Raw genomic sequence first — 26,833 nt, 5'->3', positions numbered from 1 at the left:
AGATGCTGTGCTAGCTTCTTCCACCAACCATGAGCCGCCACTTCGACAGGGGAGGCTGCAGCAGAACCGAGTCCGCGTGGCCGGAGGTCCCTTCCGGTGCTCGCCGAACCTCGTTCGCCTCCGCGGCCGGGTTCGGCGGGCACCCGGGGCGATCCGCCGGTGTCCCTGCTACAGCGCGGACTCCCCACCGGAGGAAGACGGGAAACTACTATGTCGAGCACTGAAATTACTGCGCACGGTGCTGCCGGCACCGGGCCGGCCTCGTCCGGGACCGGCTCGCTGTTCTTCGCCGGAGACCGTGCCAAGCCTGCAAGACACGGCGATCCTGAAAAGCACGGCGACGTTGCCTCCTGCGGGGGTGCCGTGCACCGGAGTGCAATCTCGAAGGCGGAGAGCTCACCGACGAACGCTCCTGCCCGTCCATCGTGCTGAACAGGATTCAGCACCGTTCTGCGGCGTGCCGATCGAACACCGCCCGGCGATGCCGACCTCGAAGGGCGGAGACCGCGCGACGCGCACGTGTCTCCGGGATCGCCTGAACGTGCCGGTGGACGAGGCCTGCGGATCGCCGGCGGCTCGGCGGTGCCGCTGCTGACGACGGTGGTTCCGAACGTCGCTGCCGCAGCTGTCGACGAGACGTGCCCGAGCTCGCTCGCACCAGCGGTGCGAGGCGCCCCGCGAGGCAGCCGAGGCGATCCGTCGCACCAGCGAGTGGCGCTGATTCTGCAAACGGGTCAACGAGGACCTTCGCCGAACGCGGTCGCGAAGTGTCCGGATTGGACACCTGCGGAGTTGCCGGATCGTTCGCGCGAAAGCGCGGAAATCGCAGTGACTCAACGGCACGTTGGCTGCCCGTATCGGGCACCGCGGCCCTGAACCGTCGGCAGTATCCGCCGAACTCGCATGTCTCCAACCTCAGAAGATCGTGGTTCCCATGCAAATTCCAAAACCGAAGCATACGACGAGCAGAACCGTCTTCGCCGTGTCCGTAACGGCGACGTCGCTGATCGTCCTGTGGGGCGTGGCGGCACCGGCGAACTTCCAGTCCGTCACCAATCGACTGTTCAACGGTGTCGTGGCGAACCTGAGCTGGTTCTTCCTGCTCGCGGCGAGCGTTATGCTGGTGTTCGTCGTCTACCTGGGTGTGAGCAGGTACGGAAGGGTCAAACTCGGCAAGGAGGAGGACGAGCCGGAGTTCAGCCGCCCGAGCTGGTTCGCCATGATGTTCCAGGCGGGAATGGGGCCCGCCATCATCTTCTGGGGTTTGGCCGAACCGCTGTCGCACTACGTGGACGTGCCCTTCGACCTCGCACCCGCCGGTACGGACGAGGCCGCTGGCGTGTCCATCCAGTACACGTTCTTCCATTGGGGGCTGCACCCCTGGGCGATCTACGCCATCACCGGCCTGGCCGTGGCGTACTTCAGCCACCGCAAGGGTGAAAAGGGACTGCTCAGCGCCATCTTCCGCCCGTTGATCGGTGACCGCGTCGACGGCCCCGCGGGCAAGGCGATCGACGTCCTGGCCGTGCTGGCGGTGGTGTTCGGCATCGCCGTGGCCCTGGGGCAGGCCGGTCTGCAGATCACGGCCGGGCTCGGTGAGACGTTCGGAGCCCCCACGGGCGTGTTCATGCAGCTCGTGGTCATGGGGATCACGGCTGTGGCGTTCATGATCTCGGCGTCGACGCGGATCGAGCACGGCATCAAGTGGCTCGCGAGCACCAGCATGCTCGTCGCCCCGCTGCTGCTCGTGTTCTACTTCGTCGTCGGACCGACCATCACGCAGCTCAACGTCTTCACCGAAGGCGTCGGCAACTACCTGACCAACCTCGTCCCGATGAGCTTCCGGCTGGACGCGTTCAGCCCGCACACGGAGTGGATGGGCAGCTGGACCGTCTTCTACTGGTCCTGGTGGATCGCCTGGGCGCCGTACGTGGGGCTGTTCATGGCCCGCATCTCCCGCGGACGCAGCATCCGCGAGTTCGTCGCGGCCACCGTTCTCGTCCCCAGCGTGCTCAGCATGATCTGGATCTCCGTGTTCGGCGGGGCTGCGCTGTCGCTGGCCCGTGGCGGGCAGGCCGCCGACATCGCCACGACCGTGCAGCAGAGCCCGGCGGCCGGCATGTTCGTCTTCATCCAGGAGTACCCGCTGCCCGTTCTGCTGTCGATCACCACGCTGGTGCTGCTGTGGATGTTCTTCGTCGCCAGCGCGGACTCCGGAACCGTCGTGCTGGGTGAACTGTCCACCGGTGGCTCCCCGAACCCCAAGACCTGGGTCCGACTCCTGTGGGGCGTCTTGCTGGTCGGCGTCGCGTCCGTCCTGCTGCTCTCCGGCGGCCTCGGCGGGCTCCAGAAAGCCTCGGTGCTCATCGGAGCGCCGTTCGCGATCATCCTGATCATCGCCTGCGTGTCCTTCTGCAAAACCCTCAGGCAGGAGAACGGGCCCTCCGGACAGGACCACCCGTCCCCGACGGAGGAGAACGAGTCCTCAGTGGACGGAAGCGGTGCCGGTCCGGACGGGGATGCTCGGTCTCCGGGCGTGGACGACGAGCGCGACGACGCGTCGCAGCACGCGACCTCCTCGGCTGGGGATCGCGGTGCGGTCGCGACGGCCGGGGCGCCGGATCGCTCCGAGGGCGAAACGGTCTGACGAATTGTGGTTCCGGATCCGAGGAGTGGCTACCACGGGCGGAACCGCTGCGTCCCGGCGTGCCGCCCCTCGGAGTCGAGGAGGTGTCCCATGCGCTTGACCGTGCGCAGGCCGATGATGCGGTCCTGCACGGCAAGTGACGGGACCTGGCTGCACACGGACCGTTCCAGGCGTTGCACGTCGCCGAGGTCGTGCGCCCAGAACGTGGCGAGGACGTTGGCAGGTCCGGTCACCGCCGCTGCCACCCGGCACTGCGGAAGCCGCGTCAGCACCCGGTGCACGGCCGCCACGTCGGCAGCCGGAACGTTCGCCATGAACGACACCGGAACTGGCCGTCCCGCCAGCGGAGCTGCGACGTCGCAGCGGAAGGCGACGACGCCCGATGATTCCAGCCGACGCAGCCGGCGCCGCGCGGTCGCCGTGCTGGTACCCGTGCGCTGCGCCAGCTCGACCCAGGTCAGCCGCCCGTCCCGGACCAGCTCGTCCAGCAGCGCGCGGTCGACGGAGTCGAGCACGAACCCGGGCCCGCCCTCGGCGGAGGTGTCGGACTCGTGCAGCGCCGTCTGCTGCGCCGGCTCGAGGGAGCGCAGCCGCCAGCGACTGCCCTCGACGTACAGCGAGGTGGCGAACATGCACAGCACCTGCGTCACGCCCTCGAGTTGATGCAGTTCCTCGGTCAGCAAGCGACCGAGGGAGGGGAAGTCCGGCATGAGGACGTCCAGCAGCAGGTCCCCGCCGCCGGAGGTCACCTCGACCGTGGCGACCTGCGGCCAACCGGCGAGTTCGGCCGTCAGCTGCTCCAGCGCGCCGGGGCGGCAGCGAAGCAGCACGAACCCCGTGCAGCGGCTGCGCGAGTAACCGCGTCCCGGCGCCGCGGAGACCCACGCGAGTCCAGCGCCGCGCAGCCGCTCCCAGCGGCGCGCCAGCGTTCCCGCCGTCACTCCCAGCGGCGGCGCCAGTTCGGACCAGGAGGCGCGCGGCCGCAGCTGCAGCGCGTGCACCAGCGACAGATCCAGTTCACTCGCCCTGGCAGGCGTGTCCTCTTCTCGCATCAGACCCCGTGTGCGCGTCCGTTCCCCGCAAATTCCGCACAGCTGTGCGTGGCCGTCGCACAGTAACCCGCACCACTGGAGCAGCGGCAGAAGACGAGGTGAGGCCATGATCCCGCACGGGCGGGGAGTCCGGACGCACCCGTTGCGTCCCCGCGTGACGCAGACCGGTTCGGGGATGCTCACGGCGATGGTGATCGTGGTGCTGTTCAGCGGCATCGTTCAGGGCTACCTGACTCCCCTGCTGCCGGCCCTCGGCAGCGAGCTGCACATCGGTAGCGTCGGTCAGACCAACATCTACCTGCTGGCGCAGCTCTCCTTCGCGGTGATGACGCCGCTGCTGTCGCGGTTGGGCGACCTGTACGGGCACCGGCGGCTGCTGCTCGCGGCGTTGACGACGGTCGCCGCCGGATCCCTGCTGATGGCGGCGCTGCCGACGACGGTGACGCTGGCGGTCGGCGTGGTCCTGCAGGGCTGCGTCGTCGGGTTCTTCCCGTTCCTCGCCGGCATCCTCAAGCACCGGGCACCGGAGCGGAACCGTTCCGGAATCGCGCTGCTGGTGGGCGTGCTGCTGGTCGCCATCGGCGTCGGCGGCCTGGTCGCCGGCATGCTCAGCGAGGGCCATGCGAAAGCCGGCCTGTGGACCGCCGTTCCCATCGGGTTGCTGGCCCTGTGCGCGGGACTGCTGCTGCCGGACGGCGGCTCCGCGCGGAGTGGTCGCTTCCCCCTGGTGCCTGCGGTGCTGCTGACCATCGGGCTCGGGTCGGTGGTGCTGGTCCTCACCCGGGGCGGCGAGTGGGGATGGTCCGCTCCGCTCTCGGTGTGCACCGCGGCCGGCGGCGCGGCCGCACTGGTGGGTTGGGTGTTCGTGGAACGCCGCGCCAAGCACCCCCTGGTCAGTCTGAGACTGCTGAGCAACCGCAGACTGGCCGTGGTCAGCGGCTGCACCTTCTGCGCCGCTTTCGGCACGATCGGTTTCCTCGGTTCCAACGCCACGTTCCTCGACACCTCCCCGACGCAGGCGCACTACGGGATGGGACTCGGGCCGCGGACGATCGCCGCCGTCGCGCTGGCCGTCGTCATCGCCGGTTTCGTCAGCTCAACGCTGACACCGCGGTTGACCCGACTGGTGGGGGATCGGGCCGTCCTCGCCTCCGCCGGCCTCCTCACCGCAGCGGGCTTCACCAGCATGGCGATCTTCCACGAGACCCTCGGCCAGTACTTGGCGGGAGCTCTCGTCGTCGGCCTGGCGACCGGCCTGTTCGAGTCGATCACGCGCACGCTCTCCTCGGAAGTCGTCGACGACGACCAGACCGCGCTGGCCGTGGGGATCAACGAGCTGTCCCTCTCGCTCGGCGCGGCCATCGGCGCCGCCGTGATCAGCGCCGTCCTCGCCGCCCATCCCGCGCCCGGCACCAACCACGTGCAGCTCTCCGGTTACTTGTGGGCTTGGACCGCGTGCGCCCTCCTCGGCGTGCTGGGCGGGGCTCTCGCCCTGTGCTACCGGCGCCCGGCGCCCGGCGGCGCACCTCGACGGCTCGCGGCAGCGGGCCAACGAGCCGGTACCTGACCGCGCACCCGGCAGCGGCCGCGCCGCGCGACACCCCAGCGGTGACGCGTCGGCGACCGGGCGGCGGGGAGATCGCTGAAGCACCCCAGGAGAAGGAGCGAGAACACATGAGCACCGCACCCCGTGCGGAGGACCCCGTCCGCCAGCGCATGGCGTCGGCGGTCGCGGAGTGGTCCGACAGGCTCGTGGGACTGAGCCACAGCCTGCACGCCGAACCCGAACTCGCCCTGTGCGAGCATCGGTCCGCCGCGAAGGTCGCGGAACTGTTGGATTCGGCCGGTTTTCACGTCACACGCGGAGTCGGTGAGCTGCCCACCGCGCTGACGGCGGCCGCCGGCACCGGCGAGCTCGTCATCGGCCTGTGCGCCGAGTACGACGCCCTCCCCGGCCTCGGCCACGCCTGCGGGCACAACGTCAACGGCGCCGCTTCGGTGGGCGCTGCCATCGCTCTCGCCGCGGTCGCCGACGAGCTCGGCGCGACTGTCAAGCTCCTCGGCACGCCCGCCGAGGAGGAGTTCGGCGGCAAGGTGGCGCTGCTGGAGGCGGGCGCCTTCGACGACGTCGCCGCCGCGATGATGGTGCACGCCGCCCCGGAGGACAGCGTCGGCGCGTCCTCCCTGGCCATCGGGGCGTGGGACCTGACCTACCAGGGGCAGCCCTCGCACGCGGCGCTCGCCCCGTGGGAGGGGGTCAACGCCCTGGACGCGATGACCCTCGCCCACACCGCCGTCGGACTGCTGCGGCAGCAACTGCCCGGCGGCGCGCTGGTGCACGGCATCGTCACCGAAGGCGGTCAGGCCGTGAACGTCATCCCCGCCCGTGCACGCGCGCGCTACGAGGTCCGCGCCCCCACCGTGGAACACCTCAACCAGGTGCAGCAGCGCGTGCGTTCCTGCTTCGAGGCCGGCGCCCTGGCCACCGGTGCGGAACTGCAGCTGGACCCGCACGGGCGGGACTTCGCCGAGCTGCGGCAGGACCCGTACCTGACCGATGCGTACCTCCGCGCCGCGCGCTCCCTCGGCCGCGAAGTCACCGAGCGCCGAGGGGAGGTGCTCGCCTCCACCGACATGGGCAACGTCTCCCACCACCTGCCTTCGATCCACCCGACGATCGGCTACGAGACCGGCGGAGCGCTCCAGCACACGAGCGCGTTCGCCCGGTGCGGAACGAGCGGGAGCGCGGACCGGGCCGCGCTCGACGGCGCCCTCGCGCTCGCCCTGACCGGTGCGGAGGCGGCCACGTGCGATGAACAGCGGTTCCGGCTGTTGAACGGCGTCGCCGAACGCCGAGCACAGCACGGGAGGTAGCGCTGCATGGACCTCTGCCCGCCCTCTCGGTACGAATCCGTTGACAGCGCCGTTGGAACGGCACTCCCCTGCTGCGCCACCGACGTGGCGGGTCACGTGGTCACCGATTCACCGGTGTGGTTTGCGAAGCTGCGGCGGTCCGGTACTGCCGATCCCGCAGATTAATCTTGGACAGCTCACAGTCGCTGTTGCCACAGTGGTCTGCATCTCGCGCTGATCCGCCGCAGCAGCCGGGGCCGGACCTCCTCGACCGCGCAGCCGACCACGACCACGTCCACCTCGCAAGCCTGACCGGAGGAGGGGCTCATGAACTTCGCAGAGCAAGATCCCGCGCTGCCTCGCCTGCTCGACCGCTTCCTGTCCGCTGAGGACCGCGCGCGCATCACCCCGGTGCTGACCGAACTCGGGGCGATGGCCGCCGGCGAACTGGACGAGCTCGCCGCCACCGCGGACGCCAACCCGCCGCGGCTGCGCCAGTACAGCGCTCGCGGCGAACGCATCGACGAAGTCGACTTCCACCCCGCCTACGCCCGATTGACGCAGGTGGCGTTCGAACGGTTCGGGTTGGCGGCGATGTCGCACCGCTCGGGTGTGCTGGGCTGGCCGACACCCGTACCCCACACCGTGAAGTACGCGCTGTCCTACGTCTTCGTCCAGGCCGAGTTCGGGGTGGCCTGCCCGCTGTCGATGACCGACTCCGCCGCCCGCGTCCTGCGCCTGTTCGACCCGGAGAACTACGCGGACGAGATCGCGGCGCTGAGTTCACCGAGCGTGGACGGCCTCGCCACGGGCGCGATGTTCATGACCGAAAAGCAGGGCGGCACCGACATCGCCCAGACCAGCACCGAAGCCGTCGACCACGGCACGCACTGGACCCTGCGCGGGCACAAGTGGTTCGCCTCGAACGTTTCGGCCGACATCATCCTCACCCTGGCGCGCGTACCCGGCCAGGGAGAGGGGACCCGGGGACTCGGCATGTTCCTCGTCCCGCGACTCCGACCGGACGGCAGCCGCAACGGCTACCGCATCGACCGGCTCAAGGACAAGCTCGGCGCCCGGTCGATGGCCAGTGGTGAGGTCACCCTCGACGAGGCCTACGCGCGCCCCGTCGGCACGCTGACACGCGGCTTCCATCAGATGGCCGAGATGCTCAACGTGTCCCGCCTGTCCAACGCGATGCGCTCCACCGCGCTCATGCGCCGCGCCGTGCTCGAATCGGTCGAACACACCCGTCAACGCGTCGTCTTCGGCGAGGCCTTGTTCGATCAACCGTTGATGCGGGCGACCCTGCTGCCGATGATCCTCGACGCCGAGGCGGCGCTGAGCCTGGTGCTCGAGTCGGCCGCGCGCCTGGACGAAGCCGATGCCGGCGACGCGAACGCCCACCGGCTCGTGCGCGTACTCACCCCGCTGGCGAAGCACACCGTGTGCAAGCGGGCCCGCTCCGTGACGGGCGAAGCCATGGAGATCCGCGGCGGCAACGGCTACGTCGAGGACTGGGTCGACCCCCGCCTGCTCCGCGACGCCCACCTGGGCTCGATCTGGGAAGGATCGTCCAATGTGATCGCTCTCGACGTCCTGCGTTGCATGCGCCAGGATTCGGCCCACCGCCTGCTCGCGGATACTTACCTGCGCCGTCTCCGAACCATCGAGGACGTGCAGGTCAAAGCACCCGTGCACACCGTTGTCGAACGCTGGGGGGCTCTCGCGCTCGAAGGTGACCAACTGCTCGCCGACGACCGCCGGAACCAGCAAGCGCGCATCGGCGCCTACGCCGCAGCACTGACGCACACCGTCATGGCCTCCCTGCTGCTCGAACAGGCCGCCTACGAATCCGCCACCGGACGGGGCCGTCGCACGGCAGTCGTAGCCGCCACCTACGTCGAGCAACTCCTCGGAACACCGACCGCCCCCGCGCACGAACGCGCGCTGGCGCACCTGGGCGAGCTGGTCGACGGCAGCGACGTTCCACCGCCGGACGAGTAACGCACCGGGCACCTGCGCACGCCCCCGCGCCACCGAAGGGGGGCACCGTGCGCTGCTCCGAATCCGCCAACGCCGCCTCCGCGGCATCGGCGGAACGAAGAGTGTACGTTCGTCCGCTTCGGCGGTAGGGTGCCGCGCATGCCTGTTGACGCAGCGGACCGGCCCGCCCTGGCCGAACGGCGAGCACGCGCCGCCGTTGCCGTGCTGTTCTTCACCAACGGGGCGCTGTTCGCCAACCTCGTGCCGAGGTACCCGGAGATCAAGGCCGACCTCGGTATCGGCAACGCCGCTTACGGAATGGCCGTCGTGGCGTTTCCGGTGGGCGCGATCGCGGCAGGTCTGACGGCCGGGAGGCTGATACGCCGGTGGGGGTCGGCGCACGTGGCAGTTGCCAGCACCGTGCTGACCGGGGCGGGCATCCTCGCAGCGGGCCTGGCCGACTCGGTGGTGCTGTTCGCGGCAGCGCTGCTGCTGGCCGGAGCCATGGACGCGGTCACCGACGTCGCGCAGAACGCCCACGGACTGCGGGTGCAACGGCGCTACGGGCGTTCCATCATCAATTCGCTGCACGCCATCTGGTCCATCGGTGCCGTCACCGGTGGCTCCATGGCTGCCGCGGCGATCTCGCTCGACCTCTCGCGGGGCCAGCACCTGGCGATCTCGGCAGTGGTGTTCGCGATCGCCGCCGGTATCGCCTGGCGGTTCTGCCTGCCCGGTCTCGACCCGGAACGGAGCGCAGGAGCTGCCGGCACCACCCGCGCGGAGCGACCGGAACGCGCAACGCCCGGCCTGCGCACGGTCTTCGTGCTGGCGGCGCTCGTCGTCATCGCCACGGCCGGCACGCTCGTCGAAGACGCGGGCAATTCCTGGGCCACGCTCTACCTGTCCACCTCGCTGCACGCGGCGGGGGCGCTGGCGGCCGCGGGGTACGTGGCCCTGGTGGGAGCTCAGTTCGTCGGCCGGCTCCTCGGCGACCGGCTGGTCGACCGGTTCGGCCAGCGCGCCGTGGTCCGCGCGGGCGGCCTCATCGCCGCAGTCGGCATGGGACTGTCCTTGGCCGTGCCCACGGTGCCCGGCACGATCCTCGGTTTCGCCGCGGCCGGGCTCGGGGTGGCGACGCTGGTTCCCGCGGCGATGCACGAAGCCGATGAGCTGCCCGGCCTCAAACCCGGTTCGGGCCTGACGATCGTTTCCTGGCTCATGCGCCTGGGATTCGTGCTGTCCCCGCCGGTCGTCGGAATGGTCGCCGATGCCGCCAGCCTTCGCGCGGGCCTGCTGGTGGTGCCGTTCGCCGGCCTGCTGGCCCTGCTGCTCGCCGGCGTGCTGCGGACTCGGCGCCACTGAGCGGCAGTCCCGAACCGCTCTGAGAGCCCGTTGCCATGGCCACCGGACACGCCGACCCGCAGCGCCGCGAGCGCATCATCACGGCCACCCTCGACCTCATCGCCGACGAGGGCATCGCCAGCGCCTCGCACCGCAGGATCGCCGCACGTGCCGGTGTCCCGCTGGGTTCGATGACCTACCACTTCACCGGCCTCGAGCACCTGCTCCGGGAGGCGTTCACCAGGTTCGCCGAGCGCATCGTCGCCGTCTTCGACGCCCACCTCACCGCCCCGACCGATCGCGAACAGGCCGCGGAGGCGGTGACCGACCTCGTCCACGCGCTGTCCGAGGACCAGCGCGACCTGGTCCTCACCCAGGAGCTGTACACCCTCGCCGCCCGCCAACCCGGTTACCGGGAACTCACCCACGAATGGACGCGACGCAGCCGCAGCCACTTGGAAAGGCACTTCGACCCGGAGACGGCCCGCCAGCTCGCCGCCCTCATCGAAGGCCTGGCCCTGCACCGCGCCCTGGACCGCGAACCCCACGACCGCGCCCTGGCCCGCGAGGCCATCGCCCGCATCACCGCAACAGGCCAGCAGGAGCAGTAGGACTTTGTTGGGTTGTTTTGCGTGCGACCTCTTGTGGCGGAACCTCCTGCACGGCTCTCGCTCCGGGTGCTCGACATCGAGCAGCGACACGGACCCAGCTACACAACAGAGCTCTGCTGTTCACACGTGCAACACCAGCCACGCTGCGCTGCGCCCACCCGTCGCTGCAGGCGGACGTGCGACTCCACCGGTGTTCCGGCTCGGCGCCAGTACCATCGGATTGCCGACCGGCCCGAACCGCGCCGGAGGCAGGATCGGCTGCCGCAGGCAGCGAATCCGCCCCGCGCGTGCTCCTCGGGAGTTCGGAGCAGGCATACTTGGCGCGTCAGCTTTCGCCCGCAGGCTCGCGCCGAAAGATACTTCCATGTCCAAGATTTTCATGTCCACCGCGTTCGCCGCGGCGTTCCTCGTGGTATCCGGGTGCACCGCCGGACAACCGCCCCCGGCCGACCACGCTCCCGGGGCCACCGAAACTCCGACGGAAGTGCGCAACTGGGGCGAAACGGTCGACAACGAGCAGGGCTTGTTCTTCAGCGCGGCCCAACCGCGGTGGGTGCAGGACGCCGCCGGGCGCCCGGTGTTGCAAGTCACCACCACCGTCACCAACCACGGCGACCTGGAACTGGCCGACGTCGGGGTACGCACTTACGGCACCGACCGGGGCCCGGCCACCGTGCAGCTCAGCAGCCGCGGGGAGAACGAGGCGAGCCTGGTTCCGGGGGAGACAACGCGGGACACGACGTCCCTGCACGTGCCCGAAGGAGCGCGCAACCTGCGGGTCGTCATGGCGCAGGGCACGGCACCGACGGCCCGGCCGCCCGCGGTGAACATCCACTTCACCGGCTCGATCCCGCCCCCTCCGGCCGGCGGTGATCCGAACACGCACGGGGCGAGCGCCACCGCCACCACCGATGGCGGCGAGACGGAGGCCTCCGGCGATTCCGGCGTGGCCTCCAGCGGTTGAACGCCGCCCACCGACAACTCACCGCCCCACCGACAACTCACCGCAGGCGTTCACCGCGGTGCGGGCCGCTTCGGCGATGAGGACGTCGCCGTACGCGGCGTCCCGTGCCCGGCGACCGCGGTGGAGCCGACGTGGCGGCGCGCGGCCTGCGCGCTCGCGCAACCCGCGAGGACGAACAACGCCGTCAGGACAGCGATTGCTCGCTGAAAGTTCCGAAACACCAGTACTTTCCTCCCTCGGATGTGCATCTTCGAGTCCGAAGTGGACAAACTCTGAAGATCGCGGAGGTGCCGTCCGCGGCGCTGCCCTCGATTGCACGTCGTGCGCAATTGCAGTAGCGTGTTCCGCGCCCCTCGTCCGGTGCGCACCGCGCGTGCGCCACCGCCGACGGGGTCACCGCTTTCGGGCACGATGAGCAGTGGAACCGAAGGGGCGCGAGATGCACGACGGACTCCGCCGCACAGCCGCGTCCGCGCACCCCGCGAACACCGGGTCCTCCGCACCCTCCGCGTCTCGCGCGAACCCGACGGAGCCGCGGTTGCGCGTGATCGCCGACGATCTGTCCGGCGCCGCCGAAACCGCCGCCGCCCTGCTTTCCGGGTTCGGCACGGCGCGCATCGACCTGTCCACCCCGGCCCGCACGGGACCCCGCTGCGGTGCCGTGGATCCCGCGCAGCACGCGCACTCGCCCCCGCCGCTATTGGTGTCCGATGTAGACTGCCGCTACTGCTCGCCCGCCGCGGCCGAAAGCGCAGTTCGTGCCGCGCTCGGAACGCACCCGGAACGGCAGGCCTTCGTCAAGATCGATTCGCTGCTGCGCGGCAACCCCGCCGCCATGCTGGCCGCGGTGGACGGTCCAGTCGTGCTCGCCCCCGCCTTGCCGGCCGGTGGCCGCACCGTGCGCGACGGGGTGCTGCACGTGGACGGCGTGCCACTGCACCACTCGCAGTCCTGGGCCGCCGAGGGCACTTCCCCGCCGCCCTCCGTCGCCGCTGCGACCGCATCGGGACGCTGCCGAACCGTCCCGCTCTCCGCGGTGCGCTCGACGGGACTGCCGGAGGTGCTGCGCGAATGCGTTGCAGCCGGCGAGATTCCCGTCTGCGACGGCGAAACTGAGTCCGATGTGGACGCCGTTTCCGGTGCGGCGGTCGACGTGCCCGGAGTCCGGCTCGTCGGCTCCGGCGGTCTTGCTGCAGCCCTCGGCCGCCGCTTCAACACCTCGGAAACTTCCCCGCGCAGCGCGCCGAACCCCGAGCACGCGCTGCTGTTCGTCATCGGAACGGCCCACGCGGGCGCCGCGGAGCAGGTTCGCCGACTCGGTCCGCACGTGCAGCGGTTCCCGTTGGACGTGTCCGACCTGCTCGCAGGCTCCGACTCCGCCGAGCGGATCGCGCAGGCGCTGCGGCACCGCCCGGTCGCGCTGATGCTGCACGCCCCCGACGGAACCGACCCGGCGCGCTCCCGCGAGATCGTGCAGCTTCTCGCCGCCGCGACGAGCCGCGCGGTGCGCGCCGCAGCGGTTCCGGTGGACCTGGTGCTCACCGGCGGCGAAACCGCCCGCCGGGTGCTCGACGCGCTCGGCGTCACCGCCCTCACCCCTGTCGGGCAGGTGCATCACGGCGCTGTGCACAGCCGCACGCCCGCGGGCACCTCCGTGGTGACCCGCCCCGGCAGTTTCGGCGGAGCGGACAGCCTCGCACGCATCGCCACCGCACTACGTCCCGCGACGGAAGGTTGAACATGACCACTCCCCTCATCGCCGTCACGATGGGCGACGGCGCCGGCGTCGGTCCGGAGGTCACCGTCGGTGCGCTGCTCGACCCCGCGACGGCCGCGCAGTGCCGTCCCGTGGTCATCGGCGATGCGCAGCGGCTGCGCACCGCCGCGCAACTCATCGGCCGCGACGCGCAGGTGGTCGCCGTCGACTCGGTCGCCGACGCCGTGTTCGCCCCCGGTCGGATCAACGTGCTCGACCTCGCCCTGCTGCCCGCGGACCTGCCGTGGGGCGAGGTCTCCTCCGAGGCCGGCGAGGCCGCCTACCAGTACGTCCGCGTCGCCGCCGAACTGGCCTCCGAGCGCGAAGTGCAGGGCATCTGCACCGCGCCGCTGAACAAGGCGGCCCTGCACGCCGCAGGGCACCAGTTCCCCGGTCACACCGAACTGCTGGCGCACCTCACCGGTGTCGAGGAGGTGTCGATGATGCTGTCCACGTCTTCGGTCAAGGTCGTGCACGTGACCACGCACCTCGGACTGCTCGACGCGGTGGAGCGGATCGAACCGGGACTGGTGGAGCGGACGGTGCGCCGCGGCCACCGGGCCATCCGCGGGTCCGGCGTCGCCCGGCCCCGCATCGGGGTGTGCGGGATCAACCCGCACGCCGGCGAGAACGGCCTGTTCGGACGCGGCGAGGAGGACGCCAAGATCGTCCCGGCCCTCGAACAGCTGCGCGCCGACGAGATCGACGCGCACGGCCCGCTGCCCGCGGACACCGCGTTCTTCCTCGCCTCCCGCGGCGAGTACGACCTGATCGTGGCGATGTATCACGACCAGGGGCACGGCCCGGTGAAGGTGCTGGGCATCGACGCCGGGGTGAACATCACCGTGGGGCTGCCGGTCATCCGCACCTCGGTGGACCACGGAACGGCGTTCGACATCGCCGGCACCGGCGAGGCGGACGTGCGCAGCATGGTCGAGGCGCTGCGCCAGGCCGCCGAACTCTCCGCAGCTGCGCGGTGAACGGTTCGGAGCTCACTCGCCCGGCACGTGCTGGACGGTTTCGTACTCGTACCGGTGCGGCTGCTCCGGCCCGTAGACGGCCTGGGTGGTGCTCTGCGCGATCCACGCCAGCGCCCCCAGCACGATGAACACGACGACCAGCGCGCGGCCGCCCTTGCCGAGCACGAGCGGGCGGGTGCCCTGCGCCCGCGCGCCGGGAGCGGGCACGGCCGGTGCGTCGCCGAACAACCGCCGCGGGTAGGTGCCGGTCAGCAGGTACGTGTACGCCTGCAGCCGGAACTGGAACCGCAGTACCGCCGCACCGCCGTCGAAGATCGGCCGCGGCGTGCGCCCCGCGACGAGCACGATGAGCCAGAAGAAGAACGCGAGCACTCCCCAGCCGTAGTTGAGCAGTGAGGCGAGCAAACCGGCGGGGATGGCGAGGATCCCGCGGAAGAACACGGTCCACCGGTTCAGCCGGCCCTGCCGGATGTCGAAGCGCATCGGGTAGTCGGGCTCGTCGGTGACGAACGGCGGGTAGGTGTCCACCAGCAGCATCGAAGAAGCGCTGACCCGGGCCTGGTAGGTGATGAACAGTTCGAGGAACCCGGAGATCCAGTGCGGCAGTCGGCCCAGGAACAAGGCGGCGAACCAGCCGATGACGACCGTGACGAACGCGGCGATGCCGAGCACGCTCACGACGATGAAGTGCGGCACGAGCAGCAGCAGTCGCAGCAGGACGGTCCAGCGCCGTTGCCGCTGCGGCTGGTGGATGTCCACATCCGGACGGAACATGCCCGGCTTGGGTTGCTCCGGTTCGGGGTGCTGTTCGGCGGGCGCAGTTCGCTCGGTCATGCTGCCTCCGGGCTGCCGCTGGACTGGATCATCGGATTGAACGTAGCACTGCGATGCCCGCACCGCGGGGCGCGCCAGCAGCGCGGGCTCACGGGGGACCCCGACCTCACCCCTTCGTGGAACCGCTGCCAGCGCTCGACGACTCCGGGGTCCGGGGATCGAGTCCGGGGATCTCCGCCTGCGGGAATCCGGCGTCTAGGATCGTGCCGCCGCGCGGTGCGCACCGCGCGGCGGCACGATCCGCACGGCGAAAGGACACCTGAGGTGGAGGCGTTCTACGAACTCCTCGGCGAAGGGCGCGTGCGCTCCACCGAGCACACCGTCGGCCCGTGGTCACCGGATGCGCAGCACTTCGGCCCTCCCGGCGCCTTGCTCACCCGCGCGTTGGAGAACTGCGAGCCGCAGGACGGCACGCTGCTGGGGCGCATCACCGTGGAGATCCTCGGCCCGGTGCCGGTCGCGGACCTGCGGATCACGGCCGAGGTCTCCCGCCCCGGCAGGTCGGTGCAGCTGCTCACCGCCACGCTGAGCACCGCCGAGCGCCCGGTGGCGCGGGCGAGCGCGTGGCGGTTCGCGCGCACCGACACGGCCTCGCAGAGCGCGGGCGCGGCCGCGCCGCTGGCCCCCGGGACCGGTCCGCGCAAGCAGGAGCCGGTCACCGGGTACCTGGCGGCGATGGAGTGGTCCTACGCATCCGGCAAGTTCGACGAACCGGGGCCGGCGCAGGTGTGGATGCGGCAGCGGGTCCCGCTCGTCGAGGGCGAGGATCCCACGCCGCTGCAGCGGCTGATGACGGCTGTGGACTCCGCCAGCGGCGTCTCCAGCAGGCTCGACATGCGCAGCTGGTTGTTCATCAACACCGAGCTCACCGTGCACGTCCAGCGCCCGCCCGCCGGGGAGTGGATCGGGCTGGACGCGAACACCGTGATCGGGCCGGAGGGTGCGGGCACGGCGATGTCGGTGGTGCACGACGCGCACGGCCAGGTCGGCAACAGTGCGCAGGCGCTGCTGGTGCGGCCGCGGTGACCGGCCCGGTCACCGCGGTTGTTCGAAGATGAACCGGACCTTGCCGATCCAGAGCTCGTCGCGGTCGTGCAGCTCGGCGGTGGTGACCGGGTTGCGGTTGAGGAACACGCCGTTGAGCGAGCCGACGTCGTGAATCCGGTAGTGTCCGTCCGCCTCGCGGGAGATCTCGGCGTGCTGAGCCGATACGGTCGTGTCGTCGAGCACGAGGTCGCAGTCGTGGTGGCGGCCGAGCACGACGCGCTCCCCGCTCAGGTCGAGGGTCCTGCCCGCGTCGGATCCCCGCATGATCACCAGCCGTGCCGGGGTGTGCTCCTCCCCCGCGCGTTGCGCGGGCAGGGCGGTCGCCGCCGCGTCGGGGACTTCGCTGACGCGTGCGGGCCCGCCGGGCGTTTCGGCGTGCGGGTGCGCGCGCTGCGCGCCCGCGGGAAACGGAAATCCAGGCATGGTGCACTCCGAAGGAACGTGAAGTCCGAGAACGCCGGTTATCTCTCCAGGAAACCCGGCGTGCGGTGGTCTGTCCAGGAAGTCGCGCGCCGCCGCGGCGAGACGGCCCGCTCTCGGCGGCCGCCCGGCGGGACCAGCGCGCGGGTGCTGCGATCGCTCCGGTTACCGTCATACCTCAGCACTTGGTGTTACTCCGCTGGGGGTACTGATCCGGAGGTCGTTGGATGCGTGTCGTGCTCGCCCGCCGCAGGCGGCCCACCAGCGGTGGGTCTCCGCCTGCCGTGCACGCCTACCGAGTGCCGGAGCAGGGCAGCACGACGGTACCGGTCTGGCGCGCCGCTTGCGGGGACGAGATCGCGCCGCACGAGGCGGAGGTGGTGCCGCGGTTCGTCGGCGCTCCGTGCTCGACCTGCATGCTCGCCGCGCTCGGCGGTGACGGCGACAGGGAGGCCACCGTGGGCACCTCGACGCGCTCCAAGCTGACCACCTACCCCGCCCGCGCGCGCATCTCCCCCACCGGCCGCTACGCCACCGCGTTATGGGGTGAGCACACGATCCACTTCGTCGGCCCGGACGCCCCCGAGGGGCGGCTCGACGGTTACCGCGTGGTGCAGGCGCTGTGCGGTCACCTCGGGTGGGGGCCGCTGGCTCCCGAGTCGGTTCCGCGTGGCTGGCCCGCGTGCGCCGAATGCACGCGTGCCGCGCCCTCGTCACCGCAGACGCTGCCGGCGTCGTGAGCGCTCCGGCGCGGGCGGCTCCGCGGGTTGCCGCACGCCCTCACCCGCCGCGGATCCGTCCGCAGCGGGTGAGCCCGACAAATCACTCACGCGGATGAATCTTCGCCCCGTTCGTCACCTGTCCAGGGCACCTCGAGTGGCTGAGCGCCTCTGTTCGTGATGTGAAGCGCCTGCAACCGATCAACGATCTCGCGGACGACTACGGGGTGGTTTCGTGTCCAAGCCGAAACATCGGGCGCCCTCCGCCGACCGGCGGCAGTGGCTCCTGTGGACGATCACCGCCGTCGGAATACCGGTGGTGTGCACCGCACTCGCCGGAGGCGGCCTCCCGCTGTTCACGGTGCTGGCCGCGTGTTTCGCCGCCGGCACGCTCGCCGCCGACGTCCTGCTCGGCCGTCCGATGCGGCGCTCGCCGGTGCACGGTTCCGCAGCATGGGCGGTGCACCCGCCGCCGGCAGTGCGCCCCCGGGCCCTGCCGGTGAAGGCGTCGGACGGGGACGCGCCGGCGCCCCGGTCGCACCGGCGCTGCAGCGACGACTCGGTCACGCTGCTGCGCACCAGCGACCACATCCCGGAGATCACGCTGGTGCCCGCCGAGCACGCGCGCGTTCCGGACCCGGCGGAGACCGCCACCGCCCCACCCGCCTCGCACGAGCGCGGACGCGCCGAACCCGGCGAGAACGCCGGCGGCAACGGGATCGGGACCGGTGAGTGGCCGCACGTCGCGCCACCCGCTCCCCGCGAGCCCGAGTCCGAGCCCGACGAGCAGCGCACGTTCGCCCCGGATACCGCTCCGGTGCACCCCGCCGAACCGCAGCCCGAACCGGACGGGAACGGCCAGCACCCGTTTCCCGGCGCCGTGTGGGCGAAATCCGACGGGCGGTCCCCGGACAAGGGCCACCGGATCAAGGGCAACGTCCGTTCCAAGCGCTACCACACCATGCAGTCGCCGTACTACGAGCGCACCAAGGCCACCGTGTGGTTCCGGAGCGTCTCCGAGGCCGAGCAGGCGGGGTTCTCGCCGTGGCACAAGCGGCTGCAGAACAACAACTGACCCGGCGATCGCGCACCGGTTGCGGGGCCACCTCCGCAGCGGGGACCGAACAACCCGCAACCGCCCCCGCCCGCCGGCCGGGCAGCTGCACCGGGCCGATGCCCGTGCTCTGCCGCCGAACGACCGCCGCGCCCGCTCTGAGCCGGGCGCGGCACCGTCCGATGTCGAGTTCACCGGCGAGCGGTCGTTCGGTCAACTCGTCCGGATACCGCTGATCGACCCGAGCGTCGAACGCCAACCGTCCACTGCGGACGCGCGCGAGCAGCGCGGGATCGAACTACCGGAAGAGCTCTGCGAGGCTGTTCGGCAGCTGCGCGATCGTGTCGTCGATCTCGCCCTCGGGCGCCCAGTCGCGCACCACCTGCAGAGCGCTGCGGACCTCGCGCTGCACCTCATCGCCGTCCACGGTGTCGATCTCACCGCTGATCCGGTCGAGGAACCCCGTGAGATCGAACCGTTCCGCCTGTCCGGTGCTGGCACCGATCTCGAAGTGGAGTTCCTCCGGCAACCCGGCCCCGAGCTCGTTCGCCTGCCCGGAGGTCACCGCCTCGGACAGCGCGGAAATCGTCGCACGCGCGAGCCGCTCGGCTTCCTGCGCCGACGACAGGCCCGCCTCCTCGCGCACCTGCTGCAGGAAGCGCTGCATGTCCTCGCTGTGGTCGCTCGGCAGCGTCATCACCGAACCTCCGTTCGCTGCGGCTGGACACGTCTCCTGCTCGGCGCACCGGCCGAGCCCACCAGCTGTTACCCGTTGGCGCGCTCGGCCACACCTCCCCCCGGCGCAGCGCCCGCAACGCGGCTATTGCCCCTCCTCGGCGCCCACCTCCTCGGCGAGCGCGGCGGCGAATTCGTCCACGGCGGACTCGGTGGTGTCGAACGTCGTCATCCAGCGGACCTCGCGGGTGCGCTCGTCCCACGTGTAGAAGCGGAAGCGCTTCTGCAGCCGCTCGGCCACCGACCCCGGCAGCACGGCGAACACCGAGTTCACCTCGGGTTCGCGCACCAGGCGCACACCGGGCACGGTGCGCACCGCGTCCGCGAGCCTGCGCGCCATGGCGTTGGCGTGCCGGGCGTTTCGCCACCACAGGTCGCCGGCGAGCAGGGCTTCGAACTGCACCGACAGGAAGCGCATCTTCGAGGCCAGCTGCATCGAGGACTTCCGCAGGTAGTCGACTCCGCGCACGACTGCCGGGGTCAGCACGACGACCGCGTCGCCGCACATGGTCCCGTTCTTCGTGCCGCCGAACGACACGACGTCGACACCGGCGTCCGTGGTCAGCGCGGCCAGGCCCACGTCGAGCGCGGCGGCGGCGTTCGGCAGTCGCGCGCCGTCCACGTGCACCGCCATGCCCCGCTCGTGCGCGCGGGAGCACAGCGCGCGCAGCTCCTCGGGGGTGTAGCAGGCGCCGCCCTCGGTGGGCTGGGTGAGGGACACGACTGCCGGCTGCGCCCGGTGCGCGTCGCCGGCGTCCGCGGTGCACCGGTCGATGTCGTCCGGGCGGAGCTTGCCGGTCCCGTTCGGCACGGGCAGCAGCTTCATCCCGCCGATCCGTTCGGGCGCACCGCACTCGTCGGTGTTGATGTGCGCTCCCTCGGCGCACAGCACCGCCTGCCAGCGCTCGGTCATGGCCTGCAGCGCGACGACGTTCGCCCCGGTTCCGTTGAACGCGCAGTACACCTCGGCATCGGGGCCGAAGTGCGCGCGGAAGACCTCGCCCAGGTGGTTGCTGTAGGCGTCCTCGCCGTAGGCGATCTGGTGTCCGCCGTTGGCCCGCTGGATCGCCGCCAGCACCTCGGGGTGGATCCCGGAGTAGTTGTCGCTTGCGAACTCGCAGCGCTGCGGGTCGTGGCGCATCGCGGAGGACGGGTGGGCCGAGGTCACGACGTTCTCCTTCCGGCGTGTGCCGCTGCCGTTGCCGCTCCAGCTTAGGCCGTGCACCACCTGCGGCGACCACCACCACGTGCGGAACAGCCGCTGCTGCTTGCGGAACAGCAGCTGCCGAGGCCCACCGCACGGTGCGAACCGGGCATCCGCCCACCGGTCGGTGCGGGCTCAGCGGCGCGCCGAGGCGCAGGAAACGCACTTGCGCGCAGCCGGCAGCGCCTCGAGGCGTTGCGGCCCGATCGCGCCGGAGCAGCGTTCGCACGTGCCGTAGGTGCCGGCCTGCAGGCGTCGCTCAGCTTCGTCGAGTTCGCTCAGCTCGCGGCGCGCGTCGTCGAGCAGCCCCTGCAACTGCGCGCGTTCGAAGGCGAGCGTGCTGCCTTCGGGGTCGTGCTCGTCGTCGTGGGTGCCCCACTCGGAGGTTTCGATGATCGAGGTCACGTTGCGCTGCAGCCCGTCGATCCGCGCGCCGGTTTCCGCGCGCTGCTCGGACAGGCGGGCGCGGGCCGTCGCCTGATCGACGGCGCCGAAGCGGTCACCGGGTGTCATACGGGGACAACGCGCCGATCACGTGCCGAGTTCCCGCGGCCTGCCGGCGAGACGGCCGTCCGGCCACCACTCGCGCGTCGCAGCCCGCGCGTCACAGCCCTTCGAACAGGAAGCTGCCGGTGGTGGAGTCGGGGAACCGGTGGGCCATGAACTCGAGCACGCGGCTGAGCGCGCCGCGCCAGAACTCCCAGCTGTGCGCACCCGGGTGCGTCACGAACTCGTGGTCGACGCGTTGATCGGTGAAGGCTTCGCGCAGCTCGGTGTTGGCGACGAGCGCGTGCTCGTCGCTGCTGCCCACGTCGAGGTAGAAACCGGTGTTGCCCAGCTGCTCCGGCGGGGTGCGGTGGATGATGTCGACGAGGTTGTAGTGCCGTTCGTGTTCGTTGAACCGCTCCGAGCCCTCGAGACCGTAGCCCCAGGCAGCGCCGAACAGGTGGTCGTACTCCTCCTGCGACATCTCCATGAGCTGTTCGTCGGTGCGGTGCGAGGAACTTAAGCCAGCTGCCGCGGCGAACATCCCGGGGTACAGGGTGGCGTACAGCAGGGCGCCGTAGCCGCCCATGGAGTAACCGGAGATCCCGCGCTTGGCCGGCTGCCCGCCGATGCCGTAGCGCTCCTCCAGCTTCGGGACGAACTCCCGGACGAACATGTCCTCCCAGCGGAAACGCCCGTCCAGATCGTTCATGTAGTAGGTGCGCTGCTGCCGGTCGGCGAGCACGGCCGGGTCGCGGCGGGCGTCGGGGCAGAGCACGGCCATCGGCGGGATGCGGCCGGCCGAGATCATCGTGTCGAGCGTGGTCTGCAGCTCACCGGAGCGCGCCCAGGTGGTGTTGTCGTCGGTGGTGCCGCCGTGCAGCAGGTAGACGACGGGCAGGCCGTCCTCCGCCGAGTGGTCGGGCGGCAGGTACACGGTGTGCAGCACGTCCATGTCCAGGATGTCGCTGCGCATGGGAACGTTCATGCGCAGCGTTCCGCTGGTTTCGGCGGAGGTCCGGTTCAGGCCCAGCGCCACGCCGCCGCCCACGACGGCCGCGGACGCGGCGAGCAGAAAACGCCGCCGGTTCACCAGGACCTCCCGTTCTCAGTGGCCGCCACCGATGCTCTCGCCCTGTTCGCGCGCGGCGGCCGCACCGGGCCACGAATACTACGAGATGGTGTTGCGTCTTCCGCCGGGGACGGGATCGGTCCGCGTGTCCCCGGGCACCAGCTCAGCGGCGGCCGCCTCTCAACCTCACCACGATACCGAATGCAATTCGGAAATAGCCGGACCCCGCGGACTGCTCCATTCCAGTGGAAAACCCGGAACGGGAGGATTGCCCTCCTGGAGTGATCATCCCTCCTGGATGAGCACCCGACACCGTAGGCTGCTCGCTGACGCCGAGCGCCGGTTCGGACACGAAACGGTAACGACCGCGCGCCGCGGGCAACCCCTGTGATCTCCAACCCGTCTCCGCGAGTGAGAGCAGAGCAGAACGACGACCGGGGAGCCGGTTGAAGGAGGATCAGCATGCGTTTTCGCGCATTCGCCACGGGCGCTGGGCTGGTCATGGCCGGAACGCTGACGACGGTGTGCGCGCCGATCGCGGGCGCGGTCGGGACCGCCCCGGCGGAACCGGCGGCCGGGACGAGCGCGGTCACCCCGCCACCGCAGTGCGGCCCGGACTGCGAACGGGTCGTGGACCTGGACCTGCCGAACAACGCCCGCCTCGTCGGCTGGCTGTCGGAGAATTCGCTGAACAGCCACCTGGCCTACTACGCGGACGGCGTGCAGCAGGACGCGGCGACGCTGGAGTACGAGCGGCTCACCGATGCCGCCTGCGGCTGGGAGAACGACGCGCAGCGCTGCGCGATCACCTACGACACCGGGGCGCACTCCAGCGGCGCGAAGTCGTTGCTGCTCACCGGAAACGGTGGCATCGAGGTCACCGACGAGGTCCTCGGCGCCGCGGGCGGTGCGGCCCTGGTGTCGCTGGACCACAACGACCGGCCGGACGTGGCGCTGCGGCAGAGCACGATGGAGCCGAACTTCGCGGAGGCCCCGCAGTACTGGGAGACCTACCTCGAGGCCGGCGGCACGTTCGCCCGCACCGGCTGCACCGAACCCGAGCAGGAGCCCAGCGAGGCGCCGAGCCAGCCGGCCTACGGGCTGTGCACCGCGGCGTGAATCCGGACGGCTTCCGCGGTGCGCGCCACTGCACGCACCGCGGAACGCGCGCCGGTCGGCCGCCGGTGGCGAACCCAGACTAAGTGACTCGCATCACTTCCGACGGGCGGAGTCCCGAGAGCGAACCCCCGACCGGCGGTCCCGAAAACAGGACGAAAGTCCTTACAGCTCAACACTTTTCGTCCGAACGGGAGGGAGTACACTACTGCTCCCGCAGCGCGCGCGAATTCGCCAGCACGAAGCGCAACAATTTAGTCACGATGCGCTCACAACCCAGGTCGGCCGCGCAATCCGCCACGAATCAACGCACCCGCCGGTGGCACAACGCATTGCCGTGTGGCACAGTGGGAACCGTTCCGGCCTTCGCCGACCGTTCCAACGGATACCACTTTCACGTTTCACGGATCTCGGTGTGTGCTGCGGTGGTTGAACACCACCCTGCAACATCGATCTGCCCCGTGCTGTCCAGAGAACGCCTCGACGGTGAATCCACGTACGGGCCAACGAAGTTCGGTAACACTCCCCTTCCCCGCCGCGATGAACCAGTGTGATCACGAACGAATGATCACGCCATCGCGTCGGGTGCTCCCGTGAACACGACGACTGGCCGAAGTGAGGTGAAAGGCGAAGTGGCTGCGGTGGATATCGTGATCGTCATCCTGGCCGGGCTCATCCCGATCACGGCGGCAAGCCTGTATTCCCTGATCGGCCGCGCCACGAGTACCGCCGATACCTCGCAACCGGCCCGGAAACGGCCCGACGCGGAGGAAAGCACGATCCCCGAACAGGGCGTTGCGGCAGCGGACGAGACGCGGCGGGACACGCAGGCGGCCACCGCGGAGGATGATCGCCCGACCGAACAGGAACAACCTCCCTCGGAGGAACCCGCGTCCGGCCTCGACTCGCTGACCGCGGTGACCATCCACCATTCCGAAGTCCCGTCCGCGACTCCCGAACCGGAAACGGTGCGGTGAACCGCGACATCAGTCCCGCAGGGTGATATCCGCTCACCGCGCGGCTTCCGGTCACACGAGGCGTTCCACCGTCATCTCCGCCGCGGCGCGGCGCGCGGCGGAGATGACGTCCAACCCGGCGACCGCGTCGGCCGGATCGACCGGCGGCTGCCCACCGGTGCGGACCGCGTGGGCAACGGCGCTGTAGAAGGCCGGGTAATCCCCCCGCAGCGTGGGCACCGGGCGCTGATCGTGCACCGTGCCGAGCACGCCCCACCACTCGCTCGGTTCCGCGCCCCAGTCGCTCGCACCATCAGGGCGGTGCCCGGCGCGCAACGCGTCCTCCTGCGGATCGAAGCCGCTTTTGACGTAGCCCGCTTCGGAACCGAGCACGCGGAACCGCGGCCCGGTCTGCGCGGTCGTCTTGCTCATCCACAGGTGGGAGCGCACACCGCTGGTGTGCGTCAAGCCGAGGAACGCGTCGTCGTCGACCTCGACACCAGGACGGCGGTAGTCGATTTCCGCGTACACGGCAGCGACCTGGCCGAACATGGCCAGCGCCTGGTCGACGAGGTGGCTGCCGAGATCGTAGAGCACGCCGCCGGCCTCCTCGGCACCGCCGGATTCCCGCCAGCCCGGTTTGGGCGTGGGTATCCAGCGTTCGAACCGGGACTCGAACCGCTGCACCGAGCCGAGCGCGTCGTCCTCCACCAGGGACCGCACCGTGCGCATGTCGTTGTCCCACCGGCGGTTCTGGAACACGGTCAGCAGCAGACCGCGCTGCCGGGCCAGGTCGATGAGGCCGCGCCCCTCGGCGGCGGTGGGCACGAAGGGCTTGTCCACGACGACGGCCAAGTCCGCTTCGAGCACTGCGCAGGTGTGGGCGTAGTGCGCGCGGTTGGGGCTGGCGACAACGACGAGGTCGAGCGCCTCGCTGCGTGCCAGCAGCCCGTCCACGTCGCCGACGACCTCGGCACCCGGGTGCTTCGCGCGCACCTGCTCGGCGCGTTCGGGGTTGGCGGTGACGACGACGTCGAGACGCAGGTCGGGATCGGCGGCGATCAACGGGGCGTGGAACCCCGCGCCGGCCACGCCGAAGCCGATCAGTCCCACCCGCAGCGGTTCCTGTGAGTTCATGCCCCCATTACACCGCACGCCCAGCACACCGCCTGCCCGTACACCCGCCCGCCCATACACCGCCCGCACCGAGGAAGCCGGGCGTCTCGTCCACCGGCCGCGGTTCCTACCAGCCGCGGGCGGCCCAGTCGGCGATGTTCTCCCGCGCGTGGTCGATCGTGCCGTTCTCGCCGTGGCCGGGGCGCACGGTGGTGCCGTCGGGCAGGGACAGCAACCGGTCGCGGATGGAGCCGATCAGCACCTCGAAGTCCGAATAGGACCGGCCGGTCGCCCCCGGCCCACCGGCGAAGAGCGTGTCGCCGGTGAACACCGTCTGCAACTCGGGCACGGAGAAGCACACCGCTCCGGGGGCGTGCCCCGGTGTGTGCACCACCTCGATCGCGGAGCCGGCGAGCTCGAGCCGCTGCCCGTCGGCGAGTTCCCGGTCGGGTTCGCGATCCGGGTGGGTCATCCGCCAGAGCACGAGGTCTTCGGGGTGCAGGTGCAGCGGCGCGCCGACCGCATCGGCCAGCTCGGGCGCGGCGCGCACGTGGTCGTCGTGCGCGTGGGTGCACAGCACGGCGCGCACGGTGCGCTCACCGACGAGACCGCGGACGGCCTGCGCGTCGTGCGGCACGTCGATGACGACGCATTCCCGGTCGTCGCCGAGCACCCAGGCGTTGTTGTCCACGTCGAACGACTGGCCGTCGAGGGAGAAGACCCCGGAGGTCGTGGTGTGCTCGATGCGCAGGCCCATCAGAGCACCACCACCGAACGCAGGACCTCGCCGCGCTCCATCTTGGCGAAGGCGTCCTCCACTCCGTCCAGCGCGATGCGTTCGGAGACGAATTTCTGCAACGGCAGCCGTCCCTGTCCGTAGAGTTCGGTCAACATCGGGAAGTCGCGTTCCGGCAGGCAGTCGCCGTACCAGCTCGGTCTGATCGCACCGCCGCGGGCGAACACGTCGAGGAACTCCAGGTCCAGGCGCGTGTCCTGGTGCGGAACGCCGACGAGCACGACGGTTCCCGCGAAGTCGCGCGCGTAGAAGGCCTGCGTGAACGTCTGCGGCACGCCGACCGCGTCGACGACGACGTCCGCGCCGAACCCGCCGGTCAGTTCCCGGACCGCCGCGGGCGTGTCCTGCCGGCTGGCGTCGACCACGTGGGTGGCGCCGAACGCGTGCGCCCAGTCGAGCTTGCGCGGGTCCTTGTCGACGGCGATGATCCGCCGCGCACCCGCGATGTCGGCGCCGGCGATGGCACCGTCCCCGACGCCGCCGCAGCCGATGACGGCGACCGTGTCCGCCGGGCCGACCTGGCCGGTGTTCATCGCGGAACCGATCCCGGCCATCACGCCGCAGCCGAGCAGGCAGACCACCGCCGGGTCCGCCTGCGGGTCGACCTTGGTGCACTGCCCGGCGTGGACCAGTGTCTTCTCGGCGAACGCTCCGATGCCCAGCGCCGGGGAGAGCGCAGTGCCGTCCTCCAGCGTCATCGGCTGGTGCGCGTTGTGGGTGTCGAAGCACAGCTGCGGGCGGCCGCGCTTGCAGGCGCGGCAGACCCCGCACACCGCACGCCAGTTGAGCACCACGAAGTCCCCGGGCGCGACCTGCGTGACGCCTTCGCCGACGGCGTCGACCACACCGGCGGCTTCGTGTCCCAGCAGGAACGGGTACTCGTCGCTGACACCGCCGTCGCGGTAGCTCAGGTCCGTGTGGCACACCCCGCAGGCCTGCACGCGAACGACGGCCTCCCCCGGCCCCGGATCGGGGACGTCGATCGGCACGACCTGCGCCGGCTGCTGCTTGCTCGTGGCCACGACACCGCGCACTCGCGTCACGCATCCTCCTCGTCCGCTCGACAACTCCGCGGTGGCGTTGTC

General features: G+C 70.8%; 25 protein-coding genes. 14 read left to right on the top strand and 11 right to left on the bottom strand.

Translation table 11 applies throughout. The features are described from left to right. Window positions 1-982 precede the first annotated feature (982 nt). Window positions 983-2,647 carry a BCCT family transporter gene (locus ACVGV2_RS07230; protein ID WP_459165275.1) on the top strand — a complete coding sequence of 555 codons (1,665 nt, stop codon included), beginning with the start codon at window positions 983-985 and terminating at the stop codon, window positions 2,645-2,647. A 29-nt stretch (window positions 2,648-2,676) separates the two neighbouring features. On the opposite strand, the gene ACVGV2_RS07225 is transcribed toward ACVGV2_RS07230, so the two are convergent. Beyond that, entirely contained in the window at window positions 2,677-3,699 is a 1,023-nt protein-coding gene (locus ACVGV2_RS07225) for an Lrp/AsnC family transcriptional regulator (RefSeq protein WP_459165274.1), read from the bottom strand. Window positions 3,700-3,853: 154 nt separating this feature from the next. Between ACVGV2_RS07225 and ACVGV2_RS07220 the strand changes: the two genes are divergently transcribed. Together ACVGV2_RS07220 and ACVGV2_RS07215 are read left to right on the top strand one after the other, a co-directional pair. Further along, window positions 3,854-5,266 (top strand): MFS transporter, encoded by a 1,413-nt coding sequence (locus tag ACVGV2_RS07220; RefSeq protein ID WP_459165273.1) that lies wholly within the window; start codon window positions 3,854-3,856, stop codon window positions 5,264-5,266. A gap of 107 nt (window positions 5,267-5,373) precedes the next feature. Continuing rightward, entirely contained in the window at window positions 5,374-6,573 is a 1,200-nt protein-coding gene (locus ACVGV2_RS07215; RefSeq protein WP_459165272.1) for an amidohydrolase, read from the top strand. A 176-nt stretch (window positions 6,574-6,749) separates the two neighbouring features. On the opposite strand, the gene ACVGV2_RS07210 is transcribed toward ACVGV2_RS07215, so the two are convergent. Beyond that, on the bottom strand, window positions 6,750-6,881 hold the full coding sequence (locus ACVGV2_RS07210; RefSeq protein ID WP_459165271.1) for a hypothetical protein: 132 nt from the start codon (window positions 6,879-6,881) through the stop codon (window positions 6,750-6,752). Here ACVGV2_RS07210 and ACVGV2_RS07205 point away from each other — a divergent pair. The 6 genes from ACVGV2_RS07205 to pdxA all read left to right on the top strand — a co-directional run bounded on the left by ACVGV2_RS07205 (window position 6,880) and on the right by pdxA (window position 14,193). Then, the gene (locus ACVGV2_RS07205) at window positions 6,880-8,559 is read left to right on the top strand and encodes an acyl-CoA dehydrogenase family protein (protein ID WP_459165270.1); all 1,680 of its coding nucleotides are present in this window, start codon (window positions 6,880-6,882) and stop codon (window positions 8,557-8,559) included. The genes ACVGV2_RS07210 and ACVGV2_RS07205 overlap by 2 nt on opposite strands. A gap of 138 nt (window positions 8,560-8,697) precedes the next feature. Beyond that, a complete protein-coding gene (locus tag ACVGV2_RS07200) occupies window positions 8,698-9,903 on the top strand; it encodes an MFS transporter (protein ID WP_459165269.1) in 1,206 nt (401 codons plus the stop codon). Window positions 9,904-9,938: 35 nt separating this feature from the next. Continuing rightward, entirely contained in the window at window positions 9,939-10,493 is a 555-nt protein-coding gene (locus ACVGV2_RS07195) for a TetR/AcrR family transcriptional regulator (protein WP_459165268.1), read from the top strand. Between the two features lie 364 nt (window positions 10,494-10,857). After that, window positions 10,858-11,457 carry a hypothetical protein gene (locus tag ACVGV2_RS07190; RefSeq protein WP_459165267.1) on the top strand — a complete coding sequence of 200 codons (600 nt, stop codon included), beginning with the start codon at window positions 10,858-10,860 and terminating at the stop codon, window positions 11,455-11,457. A gap of 544 nt (window positions 11,458-12,001) precedes the next feature. Beyond that, window positions 12,002-13,195: a four-carbon acid sugar kinase family protein gene (locus ACVGV2_RS07185; RefSeq protein WP_459165266.1), complete on the top strand. Its 1,194-nt coding sequence runs from the start codon at window positions 12,002-12,004 to the stop codon at window positions 13,193-13,195. 2 nt (window positions 13,196-13,197) lie between these two features. Continuing rightward, the gene (pdxA, locus tag ACVGV2_RS07180; RefSeq protein WP_459165265.1) at window positions 13,198-14,193 is read left to right on the top strand and encodes a 4-hydroxythreonine-4-phosphate dehydrogenase PdxA; all 996 of its coding nucleotides are present in this window, start codon (window positions 13,198-13,200) and stop codon (window positions 14,191-14,193) included. Window positions 14,194-14,205: 12 nt separating this feature from the next. Here pdxA and ACVGV2_RS07175 read toward each other — a convergent pair whose 3' ends face one another. Next, window positions 14,206-15,027 carry a DUF4389 domain-containing protein gene (locus ACVGV2_RS07175; RefSeq protein WP_459165264.1) on the bottom strand — a complete coding sequence of 274 codons (822 nt, stop codon included), beginning with the start codon at window positions 15,025-15,027 and terminating at the stop codon, window positions 14,206-14,208. 216 nt (window positions 15,028-15,243) lie between these two features. Here ACVGV2_RS07175 and ACVGV2_RS07170 point away from each other — a divergent pair, with 216 nt between their 5' ends. After that, window positions 15,244-16,053 (top strand): thioesterase family protein, encoded by an 810-nt coding sequence (locus tag ACVGV2_RS07170; protein ID WP_459165263.1) that lies wholly within the window; start codon window positions 15,244-15,246, stop codon window positions 16,051-16,053. Window positions 16,054-16,062: 9 nt separating this feature from the next. On the opposite strand, the gene ACVGV2_RS07165 is transcribed toward ACVGV2_RS07170, so the two are convergent. Further along, window positions 16,063-16,497, bottom strand: coding sequence for an FHA domain-containing protein (locus ACVGV2_RS07165; RefSeq protein ID WP_459165262.1), 435 nt, complete (start codon window positions 16,495-16,497; stop codon window positions 16,063-16,065). Between the two features lie 224 nt (window positions 16,498-16,721). Here ACVGV2_RS07165 and ACVGV2_RS07160 point away from each other — a divergent pair, with 224 nt between their 5' ends. Beyond that, window positions 16,722-17,234: a hypothetical protein gene (locus ACVGV2_RS07160; protein ID WP_459165261.1), complete on the top strand. Its 513-nt coding sequence runs from the start codon at window positions 16,722-16,724 to the stop codon at window positions 17,232-17,234. Between the two features lie 214 nt (window positions 17,235-17,448). Then, the gene (locus ACVGV2_RS07155; protein WP_459165260.1) at window positions 17,449-18,288 is read left to right on the top strand and encodes a sunset domain-containing protein; all 840 of its coding nucleotides are present in this window, start codon (window positions 17,449-17,451) and stop codon (window positions 18,286-18,288) included. Window positions 18,289-18,565: 277 nt separating this feature from the next. Here ACVGV2_RS07155 and ACVGV2_RS07150 read toward each other — a convergent pair whose 3' ends face one another. From ACVGV2_RS07150 to ACVGV2_RS07135, 4 genes are all read right to left on the bottom strand, one after another. Continuing rightward, entirely contained in the window at window positions 18,566-18,964 is a 399-nt protein-coding gene (locus tag ACVGV2_RS07150) for a DUF2267 domain-containing protein (RefSeq protein WP_459165259.1), read from the bottom strand. A 123-nt stretch (window positions 18,965-19,087) separates the two neighbouring features. Further along, window positions 19,088-20,143: a threonine aldolase family protein gene (locus ACVGV2_RS07145; protein WP_459165906.1), complete on the bottom strand. Its 1,056-nt coding sequence runs from the start codon at window positions 20,141-20,143 to the stop codon at window positions 19,088-19,090. Between the two features lie 198 nt (window positions 20,144-20,341). Then, window positions 20,342-20,719 carry a TraR/DksA family transcriptional regulator gene (locus tag ACVGV2_RS07140; protein WP_459165258.1) on the bottom strand — a complete coding sequence of 126 codons (378 nt, stop codon included), beginning with the start codon at window positions 20,717-20,719 and terminating at the stop codon, window positions 20,342-20,344. Window positions 20,720-20,810: 91 nt separating this feature from the next. Then, window positions 20,811-21,785 carry an alpha/beta hydrolase gene (locus ACVGV2_RS07135; RefSeq protein WP_459165257.1) on the bottom strand — a complete coding sequence of 325 codons (975 nt, stop codon included), beginning with the start codon at window positions 21,783-21,785 and terminating at the stop codon, window positions 20,811-20,813. A 441-nt stretch (window positions 21,786-22,226) separates the two neighbouring features. Between ACVGV2_RS07135 and ACVGV2_RS07130 the strand changes: the two genes are divergently transcribed. Both ACVGV2_RS07130 and ACVGV2_RS07125 read left to right on the top strand, forming a co-directional pair. Next, window positions 22,227-22,883 carry a hypothetical protein gene (locus ACVGV2_RS07130; protein WP_459165256.1) on the top strand — a complete coding sequence of 219 codons (657 nt, stop codon included), beginning with the start codon at window positions 22,227-22,229 and terminating at the stop codon, window positions 22,881-22,883. Between the two features lie 629 nt (window positions 22,884-23,512). Then, window positions 23,513-23,857: a hypothetical protein gene (locus ACVGV2_RS07125; RefSeq protein WP_459165255.1), complete on the top strand. Its 345-nt coding sequence runs from the start codon at window positions 23,513-23,515 to the stop codon at window positions 23,855-23,857. A 51-nt stretch (window positions 23,858-23,908) separates the two neighbouring features. Here the strand turns inward: ACVGV2_RS07125 and ACVGV2_RS07120 are convergent, their stop codons facing one another. The 3 genes from ACVGV2_RS07120 to ACVGV2_RS07110 form a co-directional block, all read right to left on the bottom strand. Then, entirely contained in the window at window positions 23,909-24,973 is a 1,065-nt protein-coding gene (locus tag ACVGV2_RS07120; RefSeq protein WP_459165254.1) for a Gfo/Idh/MocA family protein, read from the bottom strand. Between the two features lie 106 nt (window positions 24,974-25,079). Then, window positions 25,080-25,709: an MBL fold metallo-hydrolase gene (locus ACVGV2_RS07115; protein ID WP_459165253.1), complete on the bottom strand. Its 630-nt coding sequence runs from the start codon at window positions 25,707-25,709 to the stop codon at window positions 25,080-25,082. Beyond that, entirely contained in the window at window positions 25,709-26,791 is a 1,083-nt protein-coding gene (locus ACVGV2_RS07110; protein WP_459165252.1) for an S-(hydroxymethyl)mycothiol dehydrogenase, read from the bottom strand. Before ACVGV2_RS07110 ends, ACVGV2_RS07115 begins: the two co-directional genes overlap by 1 nt. Window positions 26,792-26,833: the final 42 nt, after the last annotated feature.

The organism is Bounagaea algeriensis (genome assembly GCF_054491375.1).
This window is presented reverse-complemented; position numbering and strand designations above follow the sequence as displayed.

Coding starts and splice junctions, on each gene's coding strand:
- ACVGV2_RS07215 (WP_459165272.1), top strand. CDS start 5,374: ATGAGCACCGCACCCCGTGCGGAGGACCCCGTCCGCCAGCGCATGGCG.
- ACVGV2_RS07140 (WP_459165258.1), bottom strand. CDS start 20,719: ATGACACCCGGTGACCGCTTCGGCGCCGTCGATCAGGCGACGGCCCGC.
- ACVGV2_RS07145 (WP_459165906.1), bottom strand. CDS start 20,143: ATGCGCCACGACCCGCAGCGCTGCGAGTTCGCAAGCGACAACTACTCC.
- ACVGV2_RS07130 (WP_459165256.1), top strand. CDS start 22,227: ATGCGTTTTCGCGCATTCGCCACGGGCGCTGGGCTGGTCATGGCCGGA.
- ACVGV2_RS07175 (WP_459165264.1), bottom strand. CDS start 15,027: ATGACCGAGCGAACTGCGCCCGCCGAACAGCACCCCGAACCGGAGCAA.
- ACVGV2_RS07165 (WP_459165262.1), bottom strand. CDS start 16,497: ATGCCTGGATTTCCGTTTCCCGCGGGCGCGCAGCGCGCGCACCCGCAC.
- ACVGV2_RS07200 (WP_459165269.1), top strand. CDS start 8,698: ATGCCTGTTGACGCAGCGGACCGGCCCGCCCTGGCCGAACGGCGAGCA.
- ACVGV2_RS07205 (WP_459165270.1), top strand. CDS start 6,880: ATGAACTTCGCAGAGCAAGATCCCGCGCTGCCTCGCCTGCTCGACCGC.
- ACVGV2_RS07225 (WP_459165274.1), bottom strand. CDS start 3,699: ATGCGAGAAGAGGACACGCCTGCCAGGGCGAGTGAACTGGATCTGTCG.
- ACVGV2_RS07150 (WP_459165259.1), bottom strand. CDS start 18,964: ATGACGCTGCCGAGCGACCACAGCGAGGACATGCAGCGCTTCCTGCAG.
- ACVGV2_RS07160 (WP_459165261.1), top strand. CDS start 16,722: ATGCGTGTCGTGCTCGCCCGCCGCAGGCGGCCCACCAGCGGTGGGTCT.
- ACVGV2_RS07210 (WP_459165271.1), bottom strand. CDS start 6,881: ATGAGCCCCTCCTCCGGTCAGGCTTGCGAGGTGGACGTGGTCGTGGTC.
- pdxA (WP_459165265.1), top strand. CDS start 13,198: ATGACCACTCCCCTCATCGCCGTCACGATGGGCGACGGCGCCGGCGTC.
- ACVGV2_RS07190 (WP_459165267.1), top strand. CDS start 10,858: ATGTCCAAGATTTTCATGTCCACCGCGTTCGCCGCGGCGTTCCTCGTG.
- ACVGV2_RS07115 (WP_459165253.1), bottom strand. CDS start 25,709: ATGGGCCTGCGCATCGAGCACACCACGACCTCCGGGGTCTTCTCCCTC.
- ACVGV2_RS07195 (WP_459165268.1), top strand. CDS start 9,939: ATGGCCACCGGACACGCCGACCCGCAGCGCCGCGAGCGCATCATCACG.
- ACVGV2_RS07120 (WP_459165254.1), bottom strand. CDS start 24,973: ATGAACTCACAGGAACCGCTGCGGGTGGGACTGATCGGCTTCGGCGTG.